Annotated in this window: 10 protein-coding genes; 7 read left to right on the forward strand and 3 right to left on the reverse strand. The window is 53.9% G+C overall.

The window, feature by feature from the left end; translation table 11 throughout:
- The first annotated feature begins 14 nt into the window (after nt 1–14).
- From ACQYWX_RS16630 to ACQYWX_RS16660, 7 genes are all read left to right on the forward strand, one after another.
- Nucleotides 15–563, forward strand: coding sequence for a COG4315 family predicted lipoprotein (locus tag ACQYWX_RS16630; protein ID WP_431685612.1), 549 nt, complete (start codon nt 15–17; stop codon nt 561–563).
- Nucleotides 564–835: 272 nt separating this feature from the next.
- The gene (locus tag ACQYWX_RS16635) at nt 836–1,726 is read left to right on the forward strand and encodes a calcium-binding protein (protein WP_431685613.1); all 891 of its coding nucleotides are present in this window, start codon (nt 836–838) and stop codon (nt 1,724–1,726) included.
- 44 nt (nt 1,727–1,770) lie between these two features.
- Complete coding sequence (locus tag ACQYWX_RS16640; RefSeq protein ID WP_431685614.1) at nt 1,771–2,736, forward strand: hypothetical protein; 966 nt, start codon at nt 1,771–1,773, stop codon at nt 2,734–2,736.
- A gap of 247 nt (nt 2,737–2,983) precedes the next feature.
- Nucleotides 2,984–3,487: a COG4315 family predicted lipoprotein gene (locus tag ACQYWX_RS16645; protein ID WP_431685615.1), complete on the forward strand. Its 504-nt coding sequence runs from the start codon at nt 2,984–2,986 to the stop codon at nt 3,485–3,487.
- A 307-nt stretch (nt 3,488–3,794) separates the two neighbouring features.
- Nucleotides 3,795–4,361 carry a sigma-70 family RNA polymerase sigma factor gene (locus tag ACQYWX_RS16650; RefSeq protein WP_279504677.1) on the forward strand — a complete coding sequence of 189 codons (567 nt, stop codon included), beginning with the start codon at nt 3,795–3,797 and terminating at the stop codon, nt 4,359–4,361.
- Nucleotides 4,346–5,098 carry an anti-sigma factor gene (locus tag ACQYWX_RS16655; RefSeq protein WP_431685616.1) on the forward strand — a complete coding sequence of 251 codons (753 nt, stop codon included), beginning with the start codon at nt 4,346–4,348 and terminating at the stop codon, nt 5,096–5,098. The genes ACQYWX_RS16650 and ACQYWX_RS16655 overlap by 16 nt, the downstream gene beginning before the upstream one ends.
- A gap of 510 nt (nt 5,099–5,608) precedes the next feature.
- Entirely contained in the window at nt 5,609–7,378 is a 1,770-nt protein-coding gene (locus ACQYWX_RS16660) for a hemopexin repeat-containing protein (protein WP_431685617.1), read from the forward strand.
- A 218-nt stretch (nt 7,379–7,596) separates the two neighbouring features.
- Here ACQYWX_RS16660 and ACQYWX_RS16665 read toward each other — a convergent pair whose 3' ends face one another.
- The 3 genes from ACQYWX_RS16665 to ACQYWX_RS16675 form a co-directional block, all read right to left on the reverse strand.
- Nucleotides 7,597–8,058, reverse strand: coding sequence for a hypothetical protein (locus tag ACQYWX_RS16665; protein WP_431685618.1), 462 nt, complete (start codon nt 8,056–8,058; stop codon nt 7,597–7,599).
- 235 nt (nt 8,059–8,293) lie between these two features.
- Entirely contained in the window at nt 8,294–8,758 is a 465-nt protein-coding gene (locus tag ACQYWX_RS16670) for a DUF6985 domain-containing protein (RefSeq protein ID WP_431685619.1), read from the reverse strand.
- Between the two features lie 141 nt (nt 8,759–8,899).
- The gene (locus ACQYWX_RS16675) at nt 8,900–14,152 is read right to left on the reverse strand and encodes a DUF4011 domain-containing protein (protein WP_431685620.1); all 5,253 of its coding nucleotides are present in this window, start codon (nt 14,150–14,152) and stop codon (nt 8,900–8,902) included.
- Nucleotides 14,153–14,382 lie beyond the last annotated feature (230 nt).

The following is a 14,382-nucleotide window of genomic DNA, read 5'->3' on the forward strand; positions in this document are numbered from 1 at the left end:
AAAAGGACAGACCCATGAAAAAGTTCGCCGCACTGACCGCTCTTCTGATCGCCGCTGGTTTCACTTCTATCGCTAATGCTGAAGGGCAAGCGGATCGGGGTGATTACTGCGATAACGACAAACCAGGTTACAACGTTAAAACCTCCGCCAGCGCGGGTTCCTATAACTACGGCGCTTCTAATGGTTATGGCGATGGCTACGGGAATACCGGCGGCTTTGTCAAAACGTCCACCGTCGCCAGCGCGCCCACCACCGTGGTCACCAAAGTTTCTACATCGGTTGGCGAAGTATTCGCGAATGCTCAGGGCATGACGCTGTACACCTTCACTAAAGACAGCAACGGCGTTTCCGCCTGCTACGACGGCTGCGCGGATAGCTGGCCTCCATTTTTGGCGAAACAGGACGCGAAAACATGGGGCGAGTTCAGCGTAGCCGCTCGCAAAGACGGCACGTATCAGTGGGCGTACAAAAACCAGCCGCTGTATCTGTGGGTGGGCGATCGCAAGCAAGGCGACGCAACTGGCCATGGCGTTGGCGATGTGTGGTTCGCCGCTAAGCCATAAAGATAGGACGCAAACAACAGAGACTGGACGCAAGCTACGCCCTTCTCTCCTCGCTCGCGCTGGCGTTGAAGTAGCCGCCAGCGCTTAGACCCAACTTAACCGACGGACGCTTAAGCGAACCTAATCGGAACCGCGCGTCCAAGAAAACACTTTCCCAGCTGTAACTTTTTTTCCTTCGGTGTCGTAAAGGTGATGACGGCCGTCAACACCCGACATCAATCGATGATCTTGATTTAAACAGCACGATTTAAACAACACTAAAGGATAAATGTATGAACCTGTCGAAAACATGTTTGGCGACCGCCGTTTCCCTCTCCCTACTGGGAGGAGCGCTGAATGCGCGGGCGGACATCGTCATTGGCAACGACCTCAATTCCATCAAAGGCGCAAACGAGGCCATCAACCAACTCTATTCCGCCAACCGCGGCTCCAATGGCGGCGGCGACCAAAGCCTGCAATTTGGCGATCAGATTTACGGCACGGACGGTAACGACATTCTGATCGGCGGTCTGGGTATTGATGTGCTCTTCGGCAATGACGGCGATGACATCATCATCGGCGGCACCGAGGACTTCAACAGCTTTAACCGCGACCGCGCCTTCGGCGGCAAGGGCAATGACATTTTCGTCTGGACGCCTGGGGATGGTAATGACTTCTTCGACGGCGGCGAAGGCCAGGACATTCTGGTTATCGGCCTGATTGGCGAGTCCCAGGATAATGACGGCAATATGGATTTGGCCCCTTTCTTTAACGTTAGTCCTCCCGGTACGCCAGGAAGCCAGGATTTCGACGGCATTTTTATCAACCCCAGCGTAGGCCTTCCAGAACTGAGGATTGAACAAACTCCCGGCTTTTGCCGAATTCTGGACAAGTCCACTGAGGGCATGAGCGAACTGAACCTCGATCATCTGGTTCAGTTTATCCTGACAGGCCCCGCCAATAACTTCGACGAGGCCATCGCAGCCGATCCCAATATCGATCCAGATACGCTGGATACAGGCTTGAGAATCTCGGTTCATTTGAAAAACACAGAGTTTGTTGTGTGCCCTTCGCGGTCCGGCGACGAAATAGAAGTCTATGACATCTCCCAGTCTCCTCCCGTCAGAGTCACGCTGGACGACTTGCCGCCCACGGCCGCCACAGCTCCAGCCAGCTTACGTTAAACGCGTTACTTCCACTGAACCGAGAATCGACCAAGGAATACAATATGAACCACTCAAAGCATGCGCTGAGCAGCGCGATCATTTTGTCTATCATGATGACTGCGGCCGGCTGTTCCAGCTCTGGCGACGGCTCCAAAGGACCCGACAACAACGACGGCCAGAACGGCGGCGATATCAATCAGAAGAACTTCACGGTTATCCAGGGGACGGACCTGAACACCAAGAGTTCCGCACTGTTGTCGTTCAATCCCGGCGGACCGGGTGGCTCCTCTAACCAGAGCCAGCGCGCAGGGGACGTCCTGCAGGCGGAAGACGGCGTTGACTCGATTCTGATAGGCGGATTGGGTGTGGATGTCATGCTCGGCGCCTCGGGTGACGACATTCTTATCGGCGGTACAGAAGACTTCAATTCCAGCGTCGACGGCGACAACAAAGGCGCCGACAACCGCGACAGAGCCTTCGGCAATGGCGGCGACGACCTCTTCATCTGGACGCCAGGGGACGGCAGCGACTTCTTCGATGGCGGCGATGGCGTGGATGTCCTGGTATTGGGCGTCATTGGCGAGCAACGGGACAACAACGGCGCCACAGAAGGCGCCCCGTTCTTTAACGTGAGCCCGCCCGGACGCGAAGGCAGTCAGGATTTCGACGGCATCTTTCTGGACCAGAACAATCAACCCGTGGTCAAAGTATCCACCTCACCGGGATTCTGCACCGTCGTCGATAAAAGCGAACATGCAGAGGAGCTGGAACTGTTGAATCTCGACCACATTGTGCGATTCACCTTGCGCGGCGTCGCGGAAGACTTTGAAGCCGGCGTACGCACCGACGATGACGGCTTGCGCATCGCCATCAGCGCGAAGAATGTCGAGTATCTGGTGTGCGCCCCCAAAGTAACCACCGACGGCTCAGCCACCGACAATATAGAAGTATTGGACCTGACGACCACGCCCCCCAGACTCGCTCTGCTGTCTGAGTTGCCTGAGCACATCGCGCAGATGATTCAATAATCTTTCAGGCTGTGATTCAGGAGCCGCCCTGCTTTCCTTGGAAGGCGGGGCGAATCCGTTCTACGCCTTAGCTTAATTCTGAGCGTCTATGGCGACGCATCGTCAAACGCGCTCTCTTCATCCCCCCCACCCCAAAAAATAATTAGAGAAATAAAAAGTATTTTGCATCCAAACACCGCGTCGGCGTCGTCTTAATCAATGAGATCACAACAACGCCATTCAACTTACAGATTAAAAGGACATTCTCATGAAGAACTTCGCCGCACTGACCGCCTTGATGGTTGCTTTCACTGGTTTCACTTCCGCCGCGCATGCTGAAGGAAAAGCGGATCGTTATTGCGATGACGACTATGCAAAGAAAACCTATAGCAGCGCCGCCTACACAAGCGCCAGCAACCAGGGCGACTATGTCAAAACGGCCGCTAACGACAGCGCCAATCGCGTCGTCACCAAAGTCTCCACCTCTGTCGGCCAAGTGTTCGCGAACGCCCAGGGCATGACGCTGTACACCTTCACGAAAGACAGCAACGGGGCTTCCGTTTGTTATGACGCCTGCGCAGACAGCTGGCCTCCGTTCCTGGCGCAACAGAACGCCAAAACCTGGGGCGAGTTTACGGTGATCGCCCGCAACGACGGGACTTATCAATGGGCTTACAAGAATCAGCCGTTGTACCTGTGGGTGGGCGACCGTCAACAGGGTGACGCCACTGGCCACGGCGTCGGCAATGTGTGGTACGTCGCGCAACCGTAACCGCCTTTTTAAGCGCCCTCTTCTCCTCTCTGCGCCGGCGTGACATGAACGCCCGCAGAGAGTCGCAGAATAAAAAACCGCTCCCAGAAATATACGGACGAAAAAGTTTTCCACCGCTGTAACTTTTTCTCTCTGGGTGTCGTAGATGGATGAGGGCCGCTCGTTTTTCTAATGGAGATGGCGACGTTTTTATCTGAGCGCACTTCAACTTGCGCTGCATTCAGACTCACCTGATCACGTCGTCCAAGTGACTCAACAATAAGGACGCCCCGCATTCCGCATGGGTCGGGGCGAGTTTTTTAGTGCCATGGAAAACACTTTCGACCCGGACGAACTGGAAAATCTGTTGGCGCGTATTGCGCTTAAAGATCAAAAGGCGCTGGAGCAGCTTTATAAACGCGTCGCGCCGAAGCTCAATGGAGTAGCCATGATAATTTTACGAGACACGGATTTAGCAAATGATGTTCTGCAGGAAGCTTTTTTGCAGATCTGGCATAAGGCGGACGAATATCGCCGCAGCCTTAGCGAACCCATGACCTGGATGACGTCGCTAGTGCGCTATCGCGCCCTGGATAAGCTGAAAGCGGAAAACCGGGAGCAGACGCGCCGGGAGCGCCATGATGAGATCGAGCAACTGCTTGAGCAGAACCTCGTCGACTCTCCCCTGCGCGACGTGCTGAACTCAAACGAAAAATGCCGCATCCACCGCTGCCTGAGATCGCTGGATGTGTTGAACCGCAACGCCATCCTCATGGCTTATTACTACGGCTACAGCCGCGAAGACATCGCCGTGCACATTGAAAAGCCCGTTAATACCGTCAAAGTCTGGCTGAAGCGGGGTCTTGGGAGGTTAGCGCAATGCCTCGGCCATTAAGATACAAAAATCCAGAGCTTCTGGACCGTCTGGCGTCAAACTACGTCATCGGCGCACTGCGAGGCAAAGCGCGCAAACGCTTCGAAGCCATCATGCGCCAAGACGAGACCGTCGCCAAACGGGTGCGTCAGTGGGAAGAAAAGTTTCAGCCGCTGCATGAGAAGACGGCGCCAGTAGCGCCCAAAACGGCGACCTGGAAAGCCATATCCGCCAGTATCAACGATGCGCCCAGTCAGTTGATGGAGAAGCTATTACGCAAACTGAGCTTCTACAAATACCTCTCCGCCGCCGCTCTGTCTTTGGCGCTGTGCATCGCGCTCTACCCTGCTCTGTCCGGTTCCGAACAGATCAGTCCCGAACTGGCGACGCTTGCGCCCAGCGTTAACTATGTCGCGGTGATGGAGAATGCGGACGAACAGGCGGTCATGGTGGTGACCGTCGACAAAGCGGCTCGCCAGTTGTCCCTGAACATCGTGGAAAAGCCCGTCATCGCCCAGAATGCGACGCTACAACTGTGGGCCGTTTCAAGGGATGACAATACCGTCAGCAGTTTGGGAACCATTGAACTGAAGGGGCAAACGCAAAGAAATCTGTCACAGCGGGAATGGGAGTTAATTCAAAGCGCGGAACATTTGCTCGTTTCCATCGAAAAGCCCGGCGGCTCAGCGACTGGCGCCCCCAGCGCACAACTGCTGGCCAAAGGGTTATGCGTGAAAGTGGCGGGTTGGCGAAGCTAACTGCTCCCGCCGTTTTGGGTCGGCTCTCATTAGCACTTTTTAAACAAGAGAACTCAACGATCTATTTTAGCGCCACAGACCACGCAACAGTGATTCGCCAGGGAACAGGCCTCACACATCTTCCACGCATTATTTCGATAATGACGGCTACCTTCCGGCTGCTGCGCATCCCATATCTGCTTGCAAACAGGACAGGCGCTGAACGACCTCACCCGCATTTTGCTCTTGCACGCATCACTGCAGTACAGCGGTTCTAACGCTTTCGGCATTATGTTTTATTCCTTGGTGGAAACCATTCAAGAAAGGGGAATTCTAGACATTTGCCGGGCGCTTATACAGGCACGCCCCTATCGTCTGTCGCCTGAGTCAATAAATGAACTCAGCGCCCAGAATCGAACCCAGTTCCTAAAACCGAATAAAGTACACATTACGTTAACCCCACTGTCACCAATCGCAGCTATTCTTTTTTGGCTGGTATATACCAGATAAACCCAAAAACTAGGAGAGATTATGCTTAACTGGAAGAGTTGCGCGGCGGGCGTTGGCCTGTTGGCGATGACGTCTTTGGCTGTGGCGGATAATAAAGTTCTCTTGATCGGGATTGACGGTCTGCAACTGGAGCAGGTTCAACGCTTGAACACGCCCAACTTTGACCGGCTCAACATCACCAAGGCCTACACTGGCGGTATTCAGGGCGCCGCGTCGGAGCAGCCAACGATCAGCGGGCCGGGTTGGGCGACCATATTGACCGGAGTGTGGCTGTCCAAGCACGGGGTCAATTCCAATGACGCGGGCCTGGCCAATCCTGAGTTTCCAGGCTTATTCAAACGGGTCAAGGACGCCAAGCCTGACGCCTATGTGGCCAGCATCGCCAACTGGGCGCCCATCAACACCAATTTCTTCGCCAATGAAGTCGCCAATATTGATGAGGTGGTCAGCGGCGTGAATGATGAAGAAGTGGTCAATCGCGCGCTGCAAACCCTCTCCCAGACGCCTGCTGACTTTGTGTTCCTGCATCTGGACGATCCCGATCATGCAGGACACGCCAGTTGCTTCGGCAGCGCCTACGATAAAGCCGTGCAGGACTCTGACCGCCGCCTGGGACAGCTTCTGGATAAAGTGGCCAGCCTGCAAAATCAGAACGCCGATAACTGGCTGGTGTTAGTGACCACGGACCACGGTCGCATGCCGATTGTGGGTTGCGGCCATGGCAATCAGACTGAGCCGGAAAAAACCATCTTTATCGGGTCCAATCAGCCGATGAACGCGGAGTTCTCGCAACAGGTGACGGACATTCCCAACACGCAGTTCAATTCGCTCTACGGCTATCCGTCGCAAGCCTCTATCGCTCCCACCGTGTTACGTCATCTTGGCGTGACCATTGACGCTTCCTGGCGCCTGGACGGCTTGCCGTTGATTGGCGATCTGGGGGTGCGCAAACTGATGGAGGACGGCTCCACCACCCAGCGTTTCACCTGGTATACCGATGAGCAGAAACCGGCGAATATCTACCGTAACGGCGAGTTAGTGGATCAGGTTTATTCCATGGATCGCGGCTGGTCTGATCCAGATATGACCGCCGCCGGCGTCATGGACTATGTGGTGGAGATCAACAGTACGCCATTGGCGCTGCGCCTGAATAATTTCCAGATTGACGCCGCATTGAGCAAAGACGCCTTCAAGGCCTATTTCTTCCGTAATGATCAACAGTATGTACGTTATGACAAGGTGCTGGACAAGTCAGACGGCGGCTATCCCAAAGCCATTAATAACCAGAACTGGCCGGGCATGGAAGCATATCGGGATTTGATCACCGCCAGCTTTCAGAAAGACGCCGGAACCAGCTACTACTTCCTCAAAAACGGTCAATACATCAATTACGACAACATCGGCGACAAGGTAAGAAGCGGTTACCCCAAGCCCATCAACAACGCCACCTGGCCCGGCCTGGAGCCCTACAAAGACCAGATAGAAGCCGCCCTGCGCTGGCACAATCAGAAAGTGTACTTCTTCCTGAGCAACGGCGATTACATTCGTTACGACATCAACAGCGACGCCGTGGACAACGGCTACCCCAAACCGATCAACGACAGCACCTGGCCGGGACTGGGCAGCTACGCCCAAGAAATCACCGCCGCCGTAAAATGGAGCGACAGCCGCGGCTACATCTTCCTGACCGGCCAACGCTACCTGCGCTACAGCATCAGCCAAGACAAAGTAGACGACGGCTATCCCAAGCCGGTGAACAGCTCCACCTGGCCTGGGTTGTTGAATCCGTAATTAGGGGTTGTTTCGTCGGGGGCATGCAGGAAGAGCAGTACCTGCCGCCCCCGATGATTATCTATTTAGAAGCTATCCATTCAGAAGCCATCTATTCAGAAACTATCCACCCTGGCGCTGCATTTGTTACAGAGCGGCCTTGTTTAGGTCAATACAGACGGAGCGTCAGCGAGGTTCAGCCCATGCGCTTTTCGCACGGGCAATTGCCCTTGGCTTTGCTATATATATTCGTATTTTCTGCCTATAAATGATTCAGTATCTGACCAAGCCATGTATTCTTGATTTAGATGTGAAAATTCTCGAAAGAGCTTGCCGAGCCTATTTATAGCTGCTGGTTCTGCTTCGATACAGAATTCGACTATTCCTCGGCATGGTAAATCTCTGTTGTTGCTAAATCGAATTTGAAGCGCCGAGCTACCACGTGAATCAGTAGTAAAAGCTCTAAGCCTGAAATAGTACGCAAAATTATCTTCGGGCTTCTCAGAGCCAATTTCATATAAGAAAACATCACTGCTATGCCGGGGAAAATTTTCTAACCCGCCAGCAATTTCTTCTAATGAATCCGCTTTGTCATAATATTCGAAGCACGTTGAAACACTACTATTGGATACGTTCCAAACAAGCTGCACATGGTAAGGTTCTTCATACGGGATTCGTTCAATTCTTATGTAATTGCTCATAACTCTCAAGGTGTATAACGCCAAGCACAGCGGTCACTTACTGCTGAGTGTTAGAGGCGAACTAGCCAACCAACTCAGCTCCAGGATTACTTCTTACAATTTCTTCGCCATGCCGAGGTATATCATGCCCCGCCAGCCATTGGTAATGCTCAATACCGAGAAGGTCAGCAAATTTATAAGCAGGCACCTCGCTCCCGATGTGTTTTTTTGCACTGGGTGATTGAGCTTGCCTTAGTTAGGCATAGTTCCAGGCTTTCTTTTGACAAAAATCGGACCAAGGATCTTCACCATTGAAGGCGCCGACGTAGAGCACCTTATTACCTCGAACAACCCATTCCATACCATGCTCTGGCTCCCACTCACAATTTAGCTCCATGTGAATTACTGGCTCGCGCTCATTTTCTGGACTTGGAACCAACAATACGCTCGGATAAATCAAGCTAAGAACTTCTGTAGGTTTTTCAAAGGTCTTTATCGGCTCACCAATTGCTTCAAGAAAGCCATTGCAATACCTGATAGAGGCCTCGCATAAAGAACTTATGACTTCATCGGTTAGCTCATTTAGGTATTCCGCACACATTTGCGCAAATTCGATATTTTCACCTTCTACGGATAGCGCAATATACTTATCGAAGCAGCGAAAGTAGACTTCGCCTTCTATACCAAATTCGCCCGACTCAATATTCTTGATTATTTCCACTTACGATCCTTGATGCCTAACATTTGTATAACCCGCATCCGTGTTTTACCTATTCTGATTCCTGAAGATACATCCACCAGCCCCATGGTTCCATTGGAAGATCACTGCGGGGACTTTCTCCCGCAATGCATCAACCGCCCGCTAGCTGACTGCCTCTTCACCAGCTTCCTTCCGTGTATCTTCCTCACGCACTTTTTCGAGGTGGCGCTGTAGCATGGCGTGAAGGTCTTCTAGCGCCTTGGCCTTGTTCGTCCACCAGTCCGTTGACCAGACTCTGAACAGCGTCCATCCCAAGCCTTCAAGCACCGCCTGGCGGATTTTGTCTCTCTCTCGGGCGTAGGCGGAGCTATGGTACATCGCTCCGTCGCATTCGACACCCGCCAGATACAGGCCCGGCGCATCAGGATGCACGATGCCTAAATCGATGCGGTAGGCGGAGACGCCAATCTGGGGATGAATAATCCAGCCTTTATCCTGCAGGGCTCTCGCTACGGCAATTTCGAAGGGCGATTCGAAGTCGCCTATTGAACCGTGAACCGCGGAGCCCAAGGCGGAAGCGCCCCGCTCCGCGTACTCGAGAAAATGCTTGAGATCGGCCACTGCCCTGGCCTGCGTTCTGGAAAGATCGATACGCTCTGGCGTCATTGTCGAAAAGACGATCATTTCAGAGCGCGCCCGGGTCATCGCCACGTTCAAACGTCGCTCTCCGCCATTGCGGTTCAGCGGCCCGAAGTTCATCGTCACATGGTCGCTTTCATCCGGGCCATAGGTAATGCTGAACAGTATGACGTCCCTCTCATCCCCCTGAACCGTCTCCAGGTTCTTCACGAATACGGGCTCCAGGGTCGACTCCTCGGAAAACGCCCATTCAATGGACGGATCATCGGAGCGGGCTTTATCCAGCAGATCTTCAATCAGTGTCTGCTGTTCCGTGTTGAATGTGACCACGCCAATGGATTGAGCGCGCACTTTCGCATCGGAAGAGGTGACTCTGCGTACAATCTCCGCCACGATCGCCTTCGCTTCGCCTTGATTGTGACGGGCTTTGCCTCGGGCGTAGAAACCTTCCGGGCGAACCAGTGAAACGCCTTTGTCCGGATGCACCGGCGCCGGAAAGGTGATCAGGGAGCTGTCGTAGTAGCGACTGTTGGAGAAGGCGATCAAGCTCTCCCGACGCGAGCGATAATGCAGGTTCAGCACCCGTTGAGGGATACTGGCGCCGATCAGCTCATCAAGGATACTTTCAAGATCGCCCTCAGCGTCGATATCCCCATCAGGATCATCGTCGGAGCGAGCGAAAAAGTTAGTGGGGGGCATCTGTTTCGGGTCGCCCGCGACAATGACTTGCTTGCCCCGCGCCAGAGAGCCTACCGCATCCCAAACTGTAATCTGCGAGGCTTCGTCAAAAATAACCACATCAAACAGCGCTTGCTCCGCCGACAGAAACTGGGCGATGGATAGCGGCGACATCATCAGACAAGGCGCCAGAGAGGTCACTACATCGGGAATTTCCTCCATCATCTCCCGAACCGGCTTATGTCGTGTTTTCTTCTGCAGCTCGTGACGTAAAACGCCCCAGGATGAACTGCGTTTGATGTCGTCCGGATCTGGAATATCCCCCGCCAGTTTCGCCGCAATATACTGCGCCGTGAGTTCACTGAATTGGGAGTCCAGATCTCTGAAATGGAGAATGGCCGACTCATGTTCCGGCGACGAGAACGTTCTGAGGATTTCATCCTCGCCAATCACCGCTGAAGACCACCAGGCGCAATAGGCGGCTTCGAAAATATCCATGACGTCCTCGGGGTTTACATCGCCTTTTTCAACCGCTTCCACCAACGGCCCCATCTGATGATCCAGGGCATCGGAGCGTCTGCGCACCCAGCCGCACCAGTCTTTCATGGAGTGATGATGTTCAATTATTCCCTGACAAAGCGCGTCCATCGCCGCTAACGCCGGCGTATTGCTCGGTAGATATCCATTCAGCGTATTGCCAATCAAGCCCTCAAATGGCTGGCTGATCGCCTTGAGTCGCTCCAGTGACGACAGCAAATCCGCAATGCCTCTTCCAACGGTCGCCTCCGGGGCCAGAAGGTCGTTGGCGTCGTATAGCAGCCCCCTGATTTTTGATCGCAGGAAGATCAACCCATCCGCGTCGTCGGCGAGCTTGCTCACCGCGATGCGAGCGCGAGACCCCAGCAGTTTGAGAGACGCGATCACATCGGGATCTGAGTCGTATACGTTCCAGTCGCGCAACCCTTTCAGCATTCCATCCAGACGGTCAATGTGGTCGCCTGTGGTTCGCAACTGCTTCAGAACCGGGATATCGTTGTTGGGGTCTGGATCACCCAGCGCGCCATGCTGGCGCATCTGTTTGAGTACTTTTCGTTTGGCGAAAAAGCTTTTGGGCCACCATGTCTGATTAGCGTCCCGCCACTGGACGTCGAGACTGTCAGCATCAAGCTTCTTCCACGCCAGAGCGTCATACTTACAACTCAACCTGGATTGCGCGTCGATATAGACTTTTAGCTGTCCAACCGCCTCTTCCAGCGCCTCCAGACGGTCAGGGCCGTCCGGCTCCAGGGCGAACGACGCCTGTGTCCTGTAGGAGTCCAGCAATACTTGCCCCAGTTCAGCCACCGCATCGAGCTTAGACAAGTCGGCGCCGCCAAAGCTAACTCCCAGGGCGCCCTCAAATACAGTCAGGTCTTTCGCTGCCTGTTTGGCGCCGACCTGTAATTGTCTGGCGGCGTTGACCACCTCTTCCTGCCATTGGGGACGCCAATCGAAATGAGCGATAACTTGCAATGGGTGATCAACCATTTCGCCCACGGCTTTTGCCTGAATGCCCAGCAACTCCGCGGCTTCCCGCAGCTTTTGCAACTGCGAGTCATCATGATAGTCCGCATTAGGCCAGTTTAGCTTCGCCTTCGCTGCAAGCTCGCTATCACGGACTTTAACGCCGATGGCGTAATGAGCCGTTAAGCCATTTCGGCGACGTTTGTGGAGGGCGTTGACGACTTGGTTTAGTCGATCACGCAGCGCTTTCAGTCGCTCCGCCTCCGTTTGCCACTCATTGACCTTCGACTGAGAAAAACTCTCCCAGGAGGTGCGCAGCTGATTCAGGACGTCAGCTTTTTTCGCCTTATTGGAATGCAGCTCCAGGCAGAAATGGCCCAGGCCGATGTCTTTCAGTCGCCGGTGAACCACTTCCAGCGCCGCGGTTTTTTCTGACACAAACAGCACTTTCTTGCCTTTGCCCATCATGTGGGCGATAAGGTTGCCGATGGTCTGACTTTTCCCTGTTCCCGGCGGCCCGATGATGACAAAATTTTTGCCCCGATCCGCCGTGGCGATAGCGGACATCTGAGACGAGTCCGCCGGCAAAGGCGTCAGCAAATCCGCCGGCGTGTACTCTTTATCAATATCCCCAGGGTCAACAAAGCGGATATCGCTCTCGTAAGGCTCTCTTGGCGTTTCCAGAAGATGCTTCACCACCGCGCTTTGTTTCAGGGACTCGGAGCGATCCACCAGATCTTTCCACATCAAGTACTTGGCGAAAGAAAAATGGCCAAGGACGACCTCCTCCACCACTTCGAATCCCGGCACGTCCTTGATCGCCTGCCTGATTTTGTTCCAGACGCCTTCCACGTCAATGCCGCTATGATCCTGCGGCAACGGCCCATGCAGGCCGCTAATTTCAATACCGAAGTCTTTCTTCAGCATTTCCAGCAAGGTCGTATTAAATCTGGGATCGTCTTCGCTGGCGGTCATCTTGACGCCACTGCGAACGGATTTTCGCTCCAGAGAAACAGGCAACAGGATCAACGGCGCGCGGTAGCGACGGTCGTCTTTGTCCTTCTGTTTCCAGAGTAGAAAACCAATTGCCAGAAACAGGGTGTTAGAACCGCCTTCTTTAAGGGAGGTCTGCGCTTTGCGATATATTTCAACCGCGCGCTTATCCAGTTCCTCTTGCGGAATTTCAACCAGCAGCTGCTTTTTCGACAGCGCGTGCCGGGCATATTCTTCCTTCAAATCGTCCCCGGTGCGCTGACGATAGATATCCTGATCTTGTTCCTGGACATGAAACTTGGGGAATGGCGCGATTGAAATTCGCGCCCCTGTGGCCAAAACATCTTCCAATGCGCCGGGATCGCTGCAGACAAAAGCCAGAGTGGTTTTGCCGGGCCTGTGATTAAGCAGCGGGTTACGCGCGGATAAATCCAGTAACTTGCGCTGCCAGCGTTCTAAACGACCGCTTGGGCTGCTATCGGAGAGATCTTCCTCATCAGGAACGGAATAAGAGGGCAACGACGGAGCCTCTTCCAACCCCGGCTCTATGCTCTCGTCCTCACTGACGGATTCATCGAACTGGGATCGCGGCGTCTGCAAACTGACTGGATTTATGCGATGCGCCCGCGCCCGGCGGATATCAACGGCCGCGACGAACTCGCTGTCTTTTTCCAACGACACCGCCTGGCTCCCGGCCTGCACCGCTTTGGAGAAAGGCGCGGCGGGATGCGACGTCACCAGCGTGGTTTCGATTAAAATTAGCTCTTTCAAAGGGATACGCTGGCGAAAAACCTCTGCTTCATACACCAGAACACTTGAGAGATCTTCAGGCTGCAGCCAGAGCCCCACTAACGCATGCCCTTTTGTTAACACCACGATGGGATTAAGCCCGGCTTGCTCCAACGCCGCAGCAAACAGCATCGTTGTGTCCAGACAGGTGGCCACCTTGTTGGCTTCTATCTGATTCGGCAGCCGAATTTTTTGGCCGTTGCGCTCAAAGCTGGCGGGAGGCAGCGCATACCCTATTTGTAATTTGACAATGGCGGAGTATATCGCGGAGGCGATCAGCCATACCCGCTCCCGGCTTTTAGAATGATAGCCGTCAATGGCGTCCGGTTTGCCCGCCTCCCTCAGCACTTTGCCGGCCTGTCCCAACAAACGATCTACAGCGGGGTCATTAGGCGTACAAAAAGCGGCTAAAAGCTCCGGCATAAAGCCTGCGCCGCCCCATTCATTGCAGGCCAGCAACTCAACGTCAACCGCCTGCTCGGCAAGCAGCTCATCCCCGCAATTGACGCGAATCGTCACGCTTCCGCGCATGGATTCGGTCAAACCAAACAGGAAACCGCCGTCCAGCTCCAGGTCACGATCCTTGATCACAACTTGTCCGTCCGCCGCAAGACTGTCTATCGTCCATGCTTTCTTTTTAAGAAACGCCGGCGCAGCGTCCAGTGTGACCACCAGATGGTGGAGATCCTCCGCGCCCGAATTCTCGATTTTCAACTCGCGCAACAGGGCGTAAGCGCTCTGATGGCAAGCAAAATTGATCTTTTCGACTAAGGTTGCGTGGATCTTGAGCGGTGACGCGTCCTGACCAGACATGGGTTTGTCCCTCATATCGACAATACATCTATAAAACGGCGGCGATCAGCCCCTGGCGGCGGTATAAATGAGCAACATTTTCCCAGGCCAGGGATTGTTGAATACAGTATAGGGATTTGAGTTCTTCACGCAGAACTTTATTACCGGCTTGCCTGCCCTGTGTCATGGTCGCGGCGTAAACAGGGCTCGAAAGCAGCCTTTTATGATTATTTATCAGGCGAAAGCTCACA

Origin of the sequence: Hahella sp. NBU794 (assembly GCF_050749805.1) — a bacterium.
Taxonomy (GTDB): Bacteria; Pseudomonadota; Gammaproteobacteria; order Pseudomonadales; family Oleiphilaceae; genus Hahella.